Origin of the sequence: Komagataeibacter sp. SM21, assembly GCF_041402665.1 — a bacterium.
GTDB classification, from domain to species: Bacteria; Pseudomonadota; Alphaproteobacteria; order Acetobacterales; family Acetobacteraceae; genus Komagataeibacter; species Komagataeibacter saccharivorans.
This window is the reverse complement of the sequence record NZ_JBGLOV010000002.1, coordinates 225,672-240,225: the sequence shown is the minus strand read 5'-3', so window position 1 is coordinate 240,225 and position 14,554 is coordinate 225,672. Positions and strand designations below refer to the sequence as shown.

At 63.5% G+C, this 14,554-nt stretch carries 13 protein-coding genes; 9 read left to right on the top strand and 4 right to left on the bottom strand.

Annotation, left to right across the window (positions count from 1 at the left end; translation table 11 throughout):
• Nucleotides 1-5: 5 nt before the first annotated feature.
• Both msrB and upp read left to right on the top strand, forming a co-directional pair.
• A complete protein-coding gene (msrB, locus tag ACBR42_RS03115; protein WP_102323208.1) occupies nucleotides 6-407 on the top strand; it encodes a peptide-methionine (R)-S-oxide reductase MsrB in 402 nt (133 codons plus the stop codon).
• A 32-nt stretch (nucleotides 408-439) separates the two neighbouring features.
• Nucleotides 440-1,093, top strand: coding sequence for a uracil phosphoribosyltransferase (gene upp / locus ACBR42_RS03110; RefSeq protein WP_102323209.1), 654 nt, complete (start codon nucleotides 440-442; stop codon nucleotides 1,091-1,093).
• Nucleotides 1,094-1,271: 178 nt separating this feature from the next.
• Here the strand turns inward: upp and ACBR42_RS03105 are convergent, their stop codons facing one another.
• The 4 genes from ACBR42_RS03105 to carA all read right to left on the bottom strand — a co-directional run bounded on the left by ACBR42_RS03105 (nucleotide 1,272) and on the right by carA (nucleotide 7,758).
• Nucleotides 1,272-2,468 (bottom strand): threonine ammonia-lyase, encoded by a 1,197-nt coding sequence (locus tag ACBR42_RS03105; protein ID WP_102323210.1) that lies wholly within the window; start codon nucleotides 2,466-2,468, stop codon nucleotides 1,272-1,274.
• Between the two features lie 10 nt (nucleotides 2,469-2,478).
• A complete protein-coding gene (gene greA, locus ACBR42_RS03100; RefSeq protein ID WP_102323211.1) occupies nucleotides 2,479-2,952 on the bottom strand; it encodes a transcription elongation factor GreA in 474 nt (157 codons plus the stop codon).
• Nucleotides 2,953-3,092: 140 nt separating this feature from the next.
• Complete coding sequence (gene carB / locus ACBR42_RS03095) at nucleotides 3,093-6,347, bottom strand: carbamoyl-phosphate synthase large subunit (RefSeq protein WP_371207255.1); 3,255 nt, start codon at nucleotides 6,345-6,347, stop codon at nucleotides 3,093-3,095.
• A gap of 13 nt (nucleotides 6,348-6,360) precedes the next feature.
• On the bottom strand, nucleotides 6,361-7,758 hold the full coding sequence (gene carA / locus ACBR42_RS03090; RefSeq protein ID WP_371207254.1) for a glutamine-hydrolyzing carbamoyl-phosphate synthase small subunit: 1,398 nt from the start codon (nucleotides 7,756-7,758) through the stop codon (nucleotides 6,361-6,363).
• Nucleotides 7,759-7,911: 153 nt separating this feature from the next.
• Between carA and ACBR42_RS03085 the strand changes: the two genes are divergently transcribed.
• The 7 genes from ACBR42_RS03085 (at nucleotide 7,912) to rplI (ending at nucleotide 14,519) form a co-directional block, all read left to right on the top strand.
• Entirely contained in the window at nucleotides 7,912-8,370 is a 459-nt protein-coding gene (locus ACBR42_RS03085) for a GatB/YqeY domain-containing protein (protein ID WP_102323214.1), read from the top strand.
• A gap of 22 nt (nucleotides 8,371-8,392) precedes the next feature.
• Nucleotides 8,393-10,192 (top strand): DNA primase, encoded by a 1,800-nt coding sequence (gene dnaG / locus ACBR42_RS03080; protein ID WP_371207253.1) that lies wholly within the window; start codon nucleotides 8,393-8,395, stop codon nucleotides 10,190-10,192.
• A gap of 217 nt (nucleotides 10,193-10,409) precedes the next feature.
• Nucleotides 10,410-12,398 carry an RNA polymerase sigma factor RpoD gene (rpoD, locus tag ACBR42_RS03075; RefSeq protein WP_102323216.1) on the top strand — a complete coding sequence of 663 codons (1,989 nt, stop codon included), beginning with the start codon at nucleotides 10,410-10,412 and terminating at the stop codon, nucleotides 12,396-12,398.
• Nucleotides 12,388-12,990 (top strand): GNAT family N-acetyltransferase, encoded by a 603-nt coding sequence (locus ACBR42_RS03070; protein WP_102323217.1) that lies wholly within the window; start codon nucleotides 12,388-12,390, stop codon nucleotides 12,988-12,990. Before rpoD ends, ACBR42_RS03070 begins: the two co-directional genes overlap by 11 nt.
• A gap of 166 nt (nucleotides 12,991-13,156) precedes the next feature.
• A complete protein-coding gene (gene rpsF, locus ACBR42_RS03065) occupies nucleotides 13,157-13,633 on the top strand; it encodes a 30S ribosomal protein S6 (RefSeq protein WP_102323218.1) in 477 nt (158 codons plus the stop codon).
• 6 nt (nucleotides 13,634-13,639) lie between these two features.
• Nucleotides 13,640-13,915: a 30S ribosomal protein S18 gene (gene rpsR, locus ACBR42_RS03060; protein ID WP_007399693.1), complete on the top strand. Its 276-nt coding sequence runs from the start codon at nucleotides 13,640-13,642 to the stop codon at nucleotides 13,913-13,915.
• A 13-nt stretch (nucleotides 13,916-13,928) separates the two neighbouring features.
• Nucleotides 13,929-14,519 (top strand): 50S ribosomal protein L9, encoded by a 591-nt coding sequence (rplI, locus tag ACBR42_RS03055; protein ID WP_371207252.1) that lies wholly within the window; start codon nucleotides 13,929-13,931, stop codon nucleotides 14,517-14,519.
• The last annotated feature ends 35 nt before the right edge of the window (nucleotides 14,520-14,554 follow it).

Genomic DNA, 14,554 nt, shown 5'->3' with positions numbered 1-14,554 from the left:
CAGCCATGTCCGATACTCCGAACACAAATGCGCAGCAGTGTGGCTGCCTGTCACCCGAACAGTTGCGCATCCTGCGTGAACACGGCACCGAACGCCCCGGTTCAAGCCCGCTCAACAATGAAAAGCGGGCCGGGGAATATCGTTGCGCGGGCTGCGGGACACCGCTGTTCCGTTCGGGCACGAAGTATGAGAGCGGCAGCGGATGGCCATCCTTTTTCGATGCCATTCCCGGCGCGGTCGGCACCACGACCGACACCAGCCATGGCATGACCAGGACGGAGGTCCACTGCGCGCACTGCCATGGCCATCTGGGTCATGTATTCCCTGATGGGCCACCGCCGACCGGCCTGCGCTATTGCATGAACGGGCTGGCCCTGACATTCGTGCCGCGTGATGGCGCAAGCTGATAGCGCAAACCAACGATCCTGAAGGAGTGAATATGACCGAGCCTGCCGCCCCGCATGATGAAGACGTGATTGTCGTCAACCACCCGCTGGTCCAGCACAAGCTGACCCTCATGCGTGAGCGCGATACGTCAACCGGCGCCTTTCGCCATCTGGCGCGCGAACTCAGCCTGCTGATCGGCTACGAAGCCATGCGTGACCTGCCGCTTGAAGCGGTGGAAATCGAAACCCCGCTCGAAACCATGCAGGCCAGGCGCCTTGCGGGCAAGAAACTGTGCCTGATTTCCATCCTGCGCGCGGGCAATGGCATTCTGGACGGGCTGCTTGATCTGGTCCCTTCCGCACGGATCGGTCATGTCGGTCTGTACCGTGACCCTGAAACGCTGGAGCCGGTCGAATATTACCTGAAGCTGCCCGATGATGTCGGCAACCGCATCTGTCTGGTGGTGGACCCCATGCTGGCCACCGGCCACAGCGCCGTTGCCGCCATCGACCGGCTGAAGCAGGCGGGTTGCACGCGCATGGTTTTCGTATGCCTGCTTGCCTCGTCCGAAGGGATCGCCTGCCTGCGCAAGGCCCATCCCGATGTGCGGATCGTCACCTGTGCGATCGACCGGGGGCTGGACGAACATGGCTATATCCGCCCCGGTCTGGGCGATGCGGGTGACCGCCTGTTCGGTACGAAATGAACGCGCAGCACGCATGAAAGCGTCCCGGGGCCGCCGGGATGTCCCCGAAGGGAATCCTTGACCAGATGCGTGGTTATGGGCGCTCAGGCGGAATAGGATAAAAAAACCCGCGAAGCGGCGCAGGCCACCTCGCGGGTTTTTTCTGTGTGGTCCGTGTTGCTGCCTAACCCGCCGGGGGTCAGGCGCGGCGCACGATGTAGGTCTTGGCCAGTTCCGCTTCCAGCATGCGGGCATGTTCGGGGTCGCGGGCCTCGATCATGACTTCCAGTTCCGCCGCCTGCACGCTGGGGGTGGTGAACAGGCGCTGGTGCGAGACTTCGATGATGTTGCCACCGGCATCGCCGATCTTGCGCGAAATATCGGCCAGCACGCCGGGACGGTCCGGTATTTCCATTTTCAGGCACAGAAGCCGCCCATCGCGCAGCAGCGAACGCAGCAGCGTATTGGCCAGAATGCGGCTGTCGATATTGCCGCCCGTGATGGGGAGCGCCACACGCCTGTCACGGAACAGTTCGGGATAGGTCAGAACGGCGGCAAGGGCTGTGGCCCCGGCCCCTTCACTGACCTGCTTTGCCCCTTCGGCCAGCATGGTGATCGCGGTTTCGATGGCACTTTCGGGTACGACCAGCACGTTGGAGACGTGTTCGCGGATCACTTCCAGCGGCTGGCGACCGATCTGGAGCACGGCAATGCCCTCGGCAATGGTGGCGCCACCCGAAGGCATGACCTCATCGCCCGGAAAACCGGCGAGGGAGGAGAAATTTTCCACCTGCACCCCGATGATGTCCATCTCCGGGCGCATGGCGCGCGCGGCAACAGCGCAGCCCGACAGCAGGCCACCACCGCCGATGGGGCAGACGAAGGTGTCCAGCGGCCCGGCGTCCTCAAGCAGTTCCAGCGCGAACGTGCCCTGACCGGCCATGACTTCGGGATCGTCATAGGGATGGACGAAAACGCGGCCTTCACGCTGGCACAGGGCGTTGGCGTGTGCCGTGGCTTCGGCAAAGTTGTCGCCTTCCAGAATGACGCGCGCGCCCCATGCGGCAGTGCGCGTCACCTTGGCGACAGGGGTGAAGCGCGGCATGACAATCACCGCATCAATGCCCAGCATCGCGGCATGGCGGGCCACGCCCTGCGCATGATTGCCAGCGGATACGGTAATAACGCCGCGTTCGCGTTCGCGTTCGGTCAGCAGGGCCAGCTTGTTGGCGGCCCCGCGTTCCTTGAACGAGCCGACCGCCTGCAGGTTGTCGAGCTTGAGGACGATATCCGCACCCGTAACCCGTGAGAGTGTCTGGCACGGGACGGTGGGCGTGTGCAGCACGCGCCCCTTGATCCGCTGTGCGGCGGCGCGGATATCTTCAAAGGTGATCAAGGTTTTGCGCCTAGCCGTAGATGACTTCCAGGATTTCATAGGTCCGGTCGCCACCGGGGGCGGGAACGGACACGCTGTCACCAACGCTCTTGCCGATCAGCGATTTGGCCAGCGGCGAGGAAATGGACAGCAGTCCCTGCTTGATGTCGGCTTCGTACACGCCCACGATCTGGTAGGAAACTTCCTTGTCCGTTTCCTCATCCACCAGCTTGACGCGCGCGCCGAACTTGACCTGATCGCCCGACAGGCTGGCCGGATCGATCACTTCGGCGGAGGAGACGATTTCCTCAAGTTCCTGAATGCGGCCTTCGGTAAAGGACTGGCGTTCACGCGCGGCGTGGTATTCCGCGTTTTCCGACAGGTCGCCGTGGCTGCGTGCCTCGGCAATCGCGCGTATGATCGCGGGGCGTTCTTCACTCTTGAGCTTGCGCAGTTCGTCTTCAAGCCGTTGCAGGCCGGGGCCTGTCATCGGAAATTTCTGCAAGATTTGTCCCCGAGGTGAAGGTCAGTTTCCGCAACTGACTGTTGGTTGCCGTAACCGGGCATATCGCACGCAAGGCCACGCGGACACCCCGCCGGACCACTGTTGGTGACCGGCAGGACGTCCGCGTTGGTGCGATACGCTCAGAATGATCCTTTAAAATAGGATTGAAGGGGCGCGACTTCAAGAACCCCCTCACGCATCGCAGAAATCGCATGCGTTGCCGCCCGTGCGCCCGCGATGGTGGTGTAGTGGGGAACGCCATGCGTCAGCGCGGAACGGCGGATGTCGAAACTGTCGGTCACCGCCTGCGCGCCCTGCGCCGTGTTGATGACCATCTGGATATCACCCGAACGGATGGCGTCCACACAGTTCGGACGGCCCTCAAGCACCTTGTTCACCACATCCACGCTTACGCCCGCTTCACGCAGGCACTTTGCCGTGCCGCGTGTCGCCACGATACGGAAGCCCATGTCCGACAGCAGGCGGCCGATGGATTTCACCGCAGCCTTGTCACTGTCGCGTACCGACAGGAACACCGCACCCGACAGGGGCAGCTTCACGCCAGCGGCAAGCTGTGACTTGGCGAATGCGCGCTCGAACGATGCGTCGAGGCCCATCACTTCACCCGTGGAGCGCATTTCCGGGCCAAGGATCGTATCCACGTCCGGGAAGCGGTTGAAGGGGAACACGGCTTCCTTCACCGCCACATGCGGGGCGACGGCACGGTCATCAAGGCGGAATTCACCCAGCTTCGCACCCGCCATGACACGCGCGCCGATCTTGGCGACCGGAACTCCGGTGGCCTTGGCCACGAACGGCACGGTGCGCGAGGCGCGCGGGTTGACTTCCAGCACGAAGATTTCCTGTCCCTTGATCGCGTACTGAACGTTCATGAGGCCAACAATGCCAAGCTCGCGGGCCATGGCTTCGGTCTGGCTTTTCAGTTCGGTCACGATGGCGGGCGACAGGGTATAGGGCGGGAGCGAGCATGCGCTGTCACCGGAATGGATGCCGGCTTCCTCGATATGTTCCATGACGCCCGCGACGTAGACCTCGTTGCCATCGGCGATGCAGTCCACATCCGCCTCGATCGCATCGTTCAGGTAATGGTCGATCAGCACGGGGCCGTTGGCCACTTCCGCACCGGCAAGCTGTAGCGCCACGCGCATGTAACGCTGCAGGCTCGCGCGGTCATGCACGATTTCCATCGCGCGCCCGCCCAGAACGTAGGACGGGCGGACCACTACGGGGTAGCCGATCTTCTCGGCCACCGCTTCGGCTTCCGCCGGGCTGCGCGCGATGCCGTTGGCAGGCTGGCGCAGGCCCAGCCTGTGCAGCATGGCCTGGAAGCGTTCACGGTCTTCCGCACGGTCGATCGCGTCCGCGGGCGTGCCCAGCAGCGGGATGCCTGCGGCTTCCAGCGCGCGCGACAGCTTGAGCGGCGTCTGGCCGCCATACTGCACGATGCAGCCCAGAACGGTGCCGTTTTCCTGTTCACGCCGGATCAGGGCGATGACGTCTTCCGCCGTCAGCGGCTCGAAATACAGCCGGTCGGAGGTATCGTAATCGGTCGAGACGGTTTCCGGGTTGCAGTTGACCATGATGGTCTCGAAACCGGCTTCGCGCAGGGCGTAGGCGGCATGGACGCAGCAGTAGTCGAATTCGATCCCCTGTCCGATCCGGTTCGGGCCGCCACCAAGGATGACGATCTTCTTGCGGTCCGTGGGGCGGCTTTCACATTCCGGCACGCCGTATCCACCTTCGTAGGAGGAATACATATACGGCGTGGGCGATGCGAACTCACCCGCGCAGGTGTCGATGCGCTTGTAGACCGGGGTCACGCCACGGCTTTCGCGCAGCTTCGCCACTTCCGTTTCCTGCGTGCCGGACAGGCGGGCAAGCTGGATGTCGGAGAAGCCCATCGCCTTGAGCGCGCGCAGGCTGTCCGCATCTTCGGGCAGGCCGTCGCGCACCACCTGATGCTCGGCTGCGACGATTTTCGCGATTTCGCGCAGGAACCACGGCTCGAAGCGGCAGGCGTCGTGAATGTCCTCGACACTCAGCCCGGCACGCAGCGCCTGCGCCGTCATCAGGATACGCTCCGGCCGGGGCTGTGACAGCGCGGCACGGAATGCATCGGCACCGCCATCGCCCGGCACTTCGACCGGGTCCAGACCCGCCAGCCCGATTTCCATCGAACGCAGGCCCTTCTGCAGGGCCTCGGGGAAGGAGCGGCCAATGGCCATCGCCTCGCCAACCGACTTCATGCTGGTGGACAGCAGGGCAGGGGTGCCGGGGAACTTCTCGAACGTGAAGCGGGGGATCTTGACCACGACGTAGTCAATCGTCGGCTCGAACGATGCGGGCGTGCTGCCGGTGATGTCGTTGGTCAGTTCATCCAGCGTGTAGCCGACCGCAAGCTTGGCTGCGACCTTGGCGATGGGGAAGCCCGTCGCCTTGGATGCAAGGGCGGACGAACGCGACACGCGCGGGTTCATCTCGATCACCACCACGCGGCCATCGACGGGATTGATGCCGAACTGCACGTTCGACCCGCCGGTTTCCACGCCGATCTTGCGCAGGCAGGCAAGCGACGCATCGCGCAGGCGCTGGTATTCCTTGTCCGTCAGCGTCAGGGCAGGGGCTACGGTGATGGAGTCGCCGGTATGCACGCCCATCGGGTCGATGTTTTCGATCGAGCAGATGATGATGCAGTTATCCGCCGTGTCGCGCACGACTTCCATCTCGTACTCTTTCCAGCCCAGCACGGATTCCTCGATCAGGACTTCCGTGGTGGGCGAGGCGTCGAGACCGGAGGAGACGATGCGGTCGAACTCCTCCTTGTTGTAGGCGATGCCGCCGCCGGAACCGCCCATGGTGAAGGACGGCCGGATGACGGCGGGCAGGCCCACGCTTTCCAGCGCCGAACGCGCTTCGTCCAGCGTGTGGGCGATCAGGCTGCGCGGGCTTTCGATGCCGATTTCATCCATCGCCTCGCGGAATTTCTGCCGGTCCTCGGCACGGTCGATCACTTCGGCATTGGCGCCGATCAGTTCGACATTGTGCTTTTTGAGGAAGCCCGACTTGTCCAGCGCCATCGCCGTGTTCAGCGCGGTCTGGCCGCCCATGGTGGGCAGGATGGCGTCGGGTTTTTCACGCAGGATGATGCGTTCGACGAATTCCGGGGTGATCGGTTCGATATAGGTCGCATCCGCCAGCCCCGGATCGGTCATGATCGTGGCGGGATTGGAGTTGACCAGAATGACGCGGTACCCTTCCTCACGCAGCGCCTTGCAGGCCTGTGCGCCGGAATAGTCGAATTCGCACGCCTGACCGATAACGATCGGGCCGGCGCCGATAATCAGGATGGAGCTGATGTCTGTCCGTTTTGGCATGTCGGGTCGGCTTTCACGCGGTCTTGGTTGTGGTGTCGATCAGATCGACAAAACGACGGAACAGGTAATGGCTGTCGGACGGGCCGGGGCTGGCTTCGGGGTGATACTGCACCGAGAAGGCGGGATAGCGGCTGGTGGCGATACCTTCATTCGATCCGTCGAACAGGCTGACATGGGTGGCCCGCACATCGGCTGGCAGGGATTTTTCATCCACTGCGAAACCGTGGTTCTGGCTGGTGATTTCCACGCGCCCCGTCGCCAGATCCTTGACCGGCTGGTTGGCGCCACGGTGACCGCGCGCCAGCTTGTATGTGCTGGCCCCAAGGGTCAGGGCCAGAAGCTGGTGGCCAAGGCAGATGCCGAACAGCGGCTTGCCCGCCTCCAGCACGCCCCGGATGGCCGGAACCGCATAGGCCGCCGTCGCCGCCGGGTCACCCGGTCCGTTGGACAGGAAAACCCCATCGGGGTTGAGGGCAAGGATTTCTTCCGCCGTGGCGGTGGCGGGTACGACGGTCACGTCACACCCGGCGGATGCAAGGCAGCGCAGGATGTTGCGCTTGGCGCCATAATCGACCGCCACCACCTTGCGGCGCTTTTCGGGCAGGGGATCGGTGCCGTGGGGCCAGTGCCATACGCCCTCGCTCCAGGCATAGGGGCTGGCGCAGGTGACTTCGCGTGCAAGGTCCATGCCTTCCAGTCCCGGCCACTGGCGGGCGCGGGCCTGCAGGGCTGGCAGGTCGAACTTTCCGTCGGCGGGGTAGGCGACAACCGCCGTCTGCGGTCCACCTTCACGGATGCGGCGGGTGATCGCGCGGGTATCGACACCGCAGATGCCCGGAATGCCGCGTTTCCTGAGCCACGCATCCAGCGACTCGGTCGCGCGCCAGTTGGCCGGGGCGGTCAGGTCCTCTTTCACCACCAGCGCGCGGGCACGCACGACATCGGCTTCATCATCTTCGGCGGTGGCGCCGGTGTTGCCGATATGGGGGAAGGTGAAGGTGATGATCTGCCCTGCGAAGGACGGATCGGTCAGGGTTTCCTGATAGCCGGTCATGCCGGTGGAAAAGCAGATCTCGCCAATGGCGGCATCCGTGCCATGCGCACCGAAACCACGCCCCCACAGGACGGTGCCATCGGCCAGAATCAGGGCTGCTGTCGCGGCTTTGGGCCTGTCGGCCGGTGCGGGCGGGTTTGGCGTGCTCATCGGGGGCTCCGGTCGGTCGGATTCTGTATCGGGTTGCAGGTCGGACAGTGACAGGCCCGTCGCGCGCAGCACGGTTGTCCAGTGCTTGGGCGGTATGGCGCGGGCCTGTCGCCATTTGCGAATGGCCTCGGTGCTGACGCCGGTCAGCTTTGCCGCCTGTTCGGCGCCGCCAAGGCGTTCGATAATACTTTCTATCGTCATCGGCATTGGATGATGTCCCTTCCGGGAGTATTGCCTAACAGCGTCCTGCGCGATTGGGAAGAAAATTCCCACATATCGCCGCAACAGGACGGTGGGAAAATTATTCCCGGCGCCAGAGGGGGCATTTCGCCCTTCCGCCGGGCAGAGGAGTTGACAGTCATGTCCCTGCGCGCACGTTTCAAGGATGACCTGAAAACAGCCATGAAGGCAGGCCAGAGCGGAAAGGTCGGCACGATCCGCATGATCACCGCGAAGCTGAAGGATGTCGATATCGCGGGGCGCGCCAAGGGGGATGACGAGGTCAGCGACGACGCCGTGATTTCCATGCTGCGTGGCATGGTCAAGTCGCGGACGGAGTCGGCGGCGCTGTACATCAAGGGTGGCCGCCCCGAACTGGCGGAAAAGGAAGAGGCGGAAATCGCCATCATCCGTGAATACCTGCCCGCCGATCTGGATGACGCCACGATCGAGGCCGCGGTGCGTGAGGCCATCGGCCGCACGGACGCCACCTCCATGAAGGATATGGGCAAGGTCATGGCGGCGCTGAAGGAACAGTTTGGCGCGGCCCTTGATCCGTCGCGCGCCAGTGCTGTCGTGCGCGCGCAGCTTTCGGCCTGATCGACGGCGAAAGGTAAGCCGGATGGCGCTTGACCCCGCATTCCTTGATGAACTGCGTGCCCGCACGCCCATCGCCCCGGTTATCGGACGACGGACGAAGCTGGTGCGTTCTGGGAAATACTGGAAGGCATGCTGCCCCTTCCATGGGGAAAAGACGCCATCATTCTATATCTATGATGACCATTACCACTGCTTCGGCTGTCAGGCGCATGGTGATGTCATTACCTTCGTCATGCAGAGTGAAGGCCGCTCCTTCCCCGAGGCGGTGGAAGAACTGGCCACGGCGGCGGGCATGGAAATGCCCCGGCCCGACCGCGCTCGGCAGCAGCAGGACGAACGTGCCCGCACGCTGGGCGATGTGCTTGAAGCCGTGCAGCAGTCATGGCAGCGCAGGCTGTACCAGGCCGAAGGGCGGGAAGGGCTGGCCTATCTGCATGATCGCGGGCTGAGCGATGAAACCATCGCCGCCTTCGGACTGGGCTGGTCGGGGGAAGGGCGCGGTGCGCTGGTGGCGGAAATGGCGGCGCTGGACATAACGCCCGCCATGCTGCGCGATGCCGGTGTGATGCGGACTGATGAAAGCGGCACGCCACAGCGTGAACTGTTCTTCAACCGCGTCACCTTTCCCATCCGCGACCGGCGCGGCAGGCTGGTTTCCTTCGGTGGGCGCATTCTGGGCGACGGACAGCCCAAATACCTCAATGGTCCCGAAACGGCGATTTTTTCCAAGCGGCGGGTGCTGTTCGGCCTGGATCGTGCTCGCGGTGCCGTGCGGGGTACCGGCGCGCAGGCCGACCTGCTGGTGGTTGAGGGCTACATGGATGTCATCGCGCTGCATCAGGCCGGATTCGGCGGTGCGGTCGCCCCGCTGGGCACAGCCCTGACGGCGGAACAGCTTGAGGCGCTGTGGCAGGTCGCACCGGCGCCGGTGCTGTGTTTCGATGGTGATGCGGCAGGCCAGCGCGCGGCGGTGAAGGCTGCGGAAACGGCGCTGCCCCTGCTGAACGTGGATCGCACGCTGCGCTTCTGCGTCCTGCCTGAAAAGGAAGACCCGGACAGCCTTGTCCGCCGCCACGGCCCCGCCGCGATGGCCGCCCTTGTCGACGGTGCGCGCCCGATGGGACAGGTGCTGTTCGGCCTGCTGAGCGAGGGCGTGCGCAATCCCGGTCCCGAACAGCGCGCGGCATTGCGGCGCAGGCTGGTGGAAGTCGCGGCCCTGATTCCTGACAAGGCGCTGGCATCAGAATACCGCTCCACCCTGCTGGACAGTTTTTTCGAGACCTTCCGCCGCTCCGGGGCGCGTGGCGGGGGCAGGCCGGCGTCGGTGGCGACCGCGCCCGTGGCTGCGGTGGATGCCGATCTGCAGCGCCAGTGCATCCTCAGTGCGATCATCCTTGAGCAGCCCGCCATACTGGATGAGGTACAGGACGCCTACTGCCGCCTTGAACTGCCCGCCGATCTGGCCGCACTGCGCGAGGAACTGCTGGATATGTATGATGCCCGGGGCGAACTGCCATCCCCTGATGAACTGGCCGCCTGCCTTTCGCGCGCCGGGCTGGATGAAGTCTGCGCGCGTGTCCACACAACACGCGGGCGACGTACGCGCGGACAGGATGATGGCGATATTTTTGCATCCGACCCGCGGCGTGAATGGTGGCATTTCTACGCGCTGCTCAACGTCGAACGCTTTGCCGCCGAAGTCCGCGCCGATACCGAACGTATGTGCGCGGGCAATCTGGATGAAGCCGCGTGGCAGAGCCTGCGCACCCGCCTGCTGGCGCTGGACAGCCTGCGTCGCGGTGGGAACGAGGCGGATGAGTAGAATGGAAAATTGCCCGTTTGCATCAAATGCACCGGGCGTGCCCTTGACTTCGGCCATGTTATCGACCACCTGCACCAGACAAATGCAGATGAAAACGGTATAATTGGCCCTGTCCTGTCCTCCGGCATATGCGGTGGGCGGGAAAGGAGCGGCCAACCTCGCGCAGGCAGGGTTGGCGCGCGCGTAAACGGATTTGCTGGGTGGGGATTGATCGGGCATGGCGACAAAGACAGCCACGGGTACGGACACGGCTTCGGGGGATCAGGACAACGATACGACCCTGCTGGACACCCGGTCCGGCGCCGTCAAGAAACTGATCGCCCGCGGCAAGGAACGCGGTTACATCACGTTTGATGAACTGAACGCCGTCCTGCCGCAGGATCAGATGTCCTCCGAACAGATCGAGGACGTGATGGCTGCCCTGTCGGAAATGGGCATGCAGGTTGTCGAGAACGAAGACAACGACAGCGACGAGAGTGAAGCCGCCGCCCCCGCCGAAACCAAGAGCGACGACACCGCCGAGGAAGAGGAAAGCGAAAGCGGGGAAACCGCTGCCGGCAATGTCGATACCGAAAGCCTTGGCCGCACGGATGACCCCGTGCGCATGTACCTGCGTGAAATGGGTTCGGTCGAACTGCTGTCGCGTGAAGGCGAAATCGCGATCGCCAAGCGCATCGAGGCCGGTCGTGACGAGATGATCGGCGGGCTGTGCGAAAGCCCGCTGACCTTCCGCGCCATCATTTCGTGGCATGAACGGCTCAAGGCCGGTGAGATGCTGCTGCGCGACATCGTGGACCTTGAGGCCATGCAGTCCGGCGGCAACGATCCCGCCGAGTCCGCCGAAGGCGAGGACGCCTTTGCCGAAAACGAAGGCAGCGAGAACGACGAAGCCGAGGAAACCGAGGGCGAAGGTGAGGGCGAAGGCGAAGGTGCCGGTCTGTCGCTGTCCGCGCTGGAAGAAAAACTGAAGCCCGAAATCCTTGAACAGTTCAAGGAAATCGAGGCGCTGTACGAAGCCCTGCACAAGGTGCAGGCCGAACGGCTGGAAAAATTCACGGGTGGTAGCGAAATCTCCGCCGAGGACGAAAGCCGCTACGAACAGCTCCGTATGGAACTGGTGGGCAAGGTGCAGCAGGTCCACCTGCACAATGCGCGGATCGAGGTGCTGGTCGAACACCTCAAGGAAATCTTCCAGCGCCTCAACGGTCTGGAAGGGCGCATGCTGCGTCTGGCTGAAAGCACCCGCGTATCGCGCGATGACTTCCTGCTGAAATATCGTGGCCGCGAACTGGACCCCGGCTGGATGGACATGGCGTCCGCCCTGCCGGGCAAGTCGTGGAAGAACTTCATCGCCAAGCATGGCGAGACGGTGGTCCGCCTGCGTAACCAGGTGGCCGAACTGACACAGGAAACCGGCCTGCCGGTGGGTGAGTTCCGTCGCGTCTACGCCACCGTGTCGCGCGGGGAGCGGGATTCGGCGCGCGCCAAGAAGGAAATGATCGAGGCCAACCTGCGGCTGGTGATCTCGATCGCCAAGAAATACACCAATCGCGGTCTTCAGTTCCTTGACCTGATTCAGGAAGGCAATATCGGCCTGATGAAGGCGGTGGACAAATTCGAATACCGTCGTGGCTACAAGTTCTCCACCTATGCAACATGGTGGATCAGGCAGGCGATCACGCGTTCGATCGCGGATCAGGCGCGGACCATCCGTATTCCGGTCCACATGATCGAGACGATCAACAAGCTGGTCCGTACCTCGCGCCAGATGCTGCATGAGATCGGGCGCGAGCCCGCGCCGGAAGAACTGGCTGAAAAGCTGGGCATGCCGCTGGAAAAGGTGCGCAAGGTCCTCAAGATCGCCAAGGAGCCGATTTCCCTCGAAACCCCGATCGGGGATGAGGAAGACAGCCATCTTGGTGACTTCATCGAGGACAAGACGGCGGTCATCCCGCTTGACGCCGCGATCCAGACCAACCTGCGCGAAGCCACGACGCGGGTGCTGTCCTCGCTCACCCCGCGTGAGGAACGTGTGCTGCGCATGCGTTTCGGCATCGGCATGAACACCGACCATACGCTTGAGGAAGTCGGCCAGCAGTTCAACGTGACCCGCGAACGTATCCGCCAGATCGAGGCGAAGGCGCTGCGCAAGCTCAAGCACCCCAGCCGCAGCCGCAAGCTGCGGTCCTTCCTTGATGATAACTGAGGTTCCATGTCCTGCCGCCCGTGATGAACCGGGCGGCGATGGAACGCGGATCGGTGTGGATGTAACCTTCCTGTGCATGGACAGGCAGCCGCCGGGATCGCCGCCAGCCCTGCCGGATGGCTATACGATCCGTCCGGTCACACATCCCACCGTGGGGTGGTACCGCGAAATGTACGACGCGGTGGGTCGCGATTACTGCTGGTGGCTGCGTCGTCTCATGTCGGATGCGCAGCTTGCGAACCTGCTGGCCGATCCGGGTATTGGTGTGCATGTGCTGTATGAGGGCGACAGGGTGGCCGGTTTTTGCGAACTGGACGCCCGCTACAGCCCCGATGTGAACATCGCCTATTTCGGCCTGCTGCCTGCATGGATAGGGCGCGGGGTCGGGCGGATTTTCCTGCACCAGATGATCGCGCGCGCATGGCAGGCGCATCCGGCCGCGGTCCGGGTCAATACGTGTTCGGCCGATCATCCGCGCGCACTGCCCAATTATCTTCGCGCGGGGTTCCTCAAGGTCAGGACCGTGCGCGAAATATGGGACATTCCCGATGCGCTGGGCCTGCCGCTACCCCGGCGGCTGCGCGTGGCCTGACGGGGCGGGCGCACTTTTCCCTTGTTTATTGGTGGGGTTTGTGTTTCAAACCGCTCCTTCCCTGCCGGATGCGTGGCATCGCGTCCGGCTATACCCGTGCCCCTCGGGGCGAAATGGCGGACCGTGTCCGTCCATGCGGGGTTGAAGTGATCCGAAGGGAGTACCAATGCCGTTGTATGAAATCGTGCTGATCGCACGTAATGACGTGTCGCAGCAGCAGGTCGAAGCCATTGCTGATGGCATCGCGACCCAGGCAGAAGCGGAATCCGGTTCCGTAAAGAAGCGTGAATACTGGGGCCTGCGTACGCTGGCTTACCGTATCAAGAAGAACCGCAAGGGGCATTACATGCTTCTGGGTCTTGACGCGTCTCCTGCCGCCATCAAGGAAATCGAGCGTCAGCTCGGCCTGAACGAGGACGTCCTGCGCGTGCTCACCCTGCGTGTGGACGAGATTGACGAAGCTCCCTCCGTCATCCTGTCGCGCAAGGGCGATGAGCGTGAGCGTGGCTTCCGTGGGCCCAAGCCCGCAGGCCGGTTCGAAAGCGGGCGTCCGCGCCGCAATTTCGATGACCGCGAAGAGTTCCGCGCCCGTAACGAGCGTGAAGAGCAGCAGCGCGCCAGCGCCAGCGCTGAAGCGGAGTAAGAGCTGATGTCCGAATCTACCGAGATCAATCCCGCCGCCCGCCGCGTTGCGGTTGGTGCGCGCCGTCCGTTCTACCGTCGTCGCAAGTCCTGCCCGTTCTCCGGCCCGAACGCGCCGAAGATCGACTACAAGGACGTGCGTCTGCTGAGCCGCTTCCTGTCCGAGCGTGGCAAGATCGTTCCCAGCCGTATCACGGCCGTATCCGCCAAGAAGCAGCGTGAGCTGGCCCAGGCCATCAAGCGTGCGCGTTTCCTGGCGTTGCTGCCCTACATTGTAAGCTGAGGGAGGCAGGAACATGTCCGCAGTAGAACTCATTCTGCTCCAGCGCGTCGAGAAGCTGGGCCAGATGGGCGAGATCGTAACGGTGAAGCCGGGCTATGCCCGTAACTTCCTCCTGCCCCAGGGCAAGGCGATCCGCGCCAACGCACATAACCGCGAGCGTTTCGAGCGTGAGCGCGTGCAGCTTGAGGCGCAGAACCTCAAGAACCGCGAGGAGGCCGAGCGCCTGTCCGAGCGCATGCACGGCCTGTCCGTCATCCTGATCCGTCAGGCTGGCGACAGCGGCAGCCTGTATGGCTCCGTCACTACCCGTGACATCGCAGAAGCCGCGACGAAGGCTGGTCTGACCATCACCCGTAACCAGGTGGTCCTGCCCGAGCCGATCAAGCAGCTTGGCCTGTATGACGTGCGCGTCGCCCTGCACCCGGAAGTGGCGATGCAGGTGACCGTGAACGTCGCGCGTTCCGAAGAAGAAGCGGAACGTCAGGCACGCGGTGAGGAAATCGGCGTCGAGCGCGACGACGAACCGGCACTGGTCGAAGAAGACACGCTGACCGAAGGCGGGGTTTCGGAAGAAACCGCCGTTGAGGAAGCGCCGGCTGAATAACTGATCCGTTCCGGCGCCCTGCGAGGGGTGTCGGA

Excerpts from the sequence above, each read along its gene's own strand:
- carB (WP_371207255.1), bottom strand. The coding sequence starts at position 6,347 with ATGCCAAAACGGACAGACATCAGCTCCATCCTGATTATCGGCGCCGGC.
- dnaG (WP_371207253.1), top strand. The coding sequence starts at position 8,393 with ATGGCGCTTGACCCCGCATTCCTTGATGAACTGCGTGCCCGCACGCCC.
- carA (WP_371207254.1), bottom strand. The coding sequence starts at position 7,758 with ATGCCGATGACGATAGAAAGTATTATCGAACGCCTTGGCGGCGCCGAA.
- rpoD (WP_102323216.1), top strand. The coding sequence starts at position 10,410 with ATGGCGACAAAGACAGCCACGGGTACGGACACGGCTTCGGGGGATCAG.
- msrB (WP_102323208.1), top strand. The coding sequence starts at position 6 with ATGTCCGATACTCCGAACACAAATGCGCAGCAGTGTGGCTGCCTGTCA.
- upp (WP_102323209.1), top strand. The coding sequence starts at position 440 with ATGACCGAGCCTGCCGCCCCGCATGATGAAGACGTGATTGTCGTCAAC.
- rpsR (WP_007399693.1), top strand. The coding sequence starts at position 13,640 with ATGTCCGAATCTACCGAGATCAATCCCGCCGCCCGCCGCGTTGCGGTT.
- ACBR42_RS03070 (WP_102323217.1), top strand. The coding sequence starts at position 12,388 with ATGATAACTGAGGTTCCATGTCCTGCCGCCCGTGATGAACCGGGCGGC.
- ACBR42_RS03085 (WP_102323214.1), top strand. The coding sequence starts at position 7,912 with ATGTCCCTGCGCGCACGTTTCAAGGATGACCTGAAAACAGCCATGAAG.
- rpsF (WP_102323218.1), top strand. The coding sequence starts at position 13,157 with ATGCCGTTGTATGAAATCGTGCTGATCGCACGTAATGACGTGTCGCAG.
- rplI (WP_371207252.1), top strand. The coding sequence starts at position 13,929 with ATGTCCGCAGTAGAACTCATTCTGCTCCAGCGCGTCGAGAAGCTGGGC.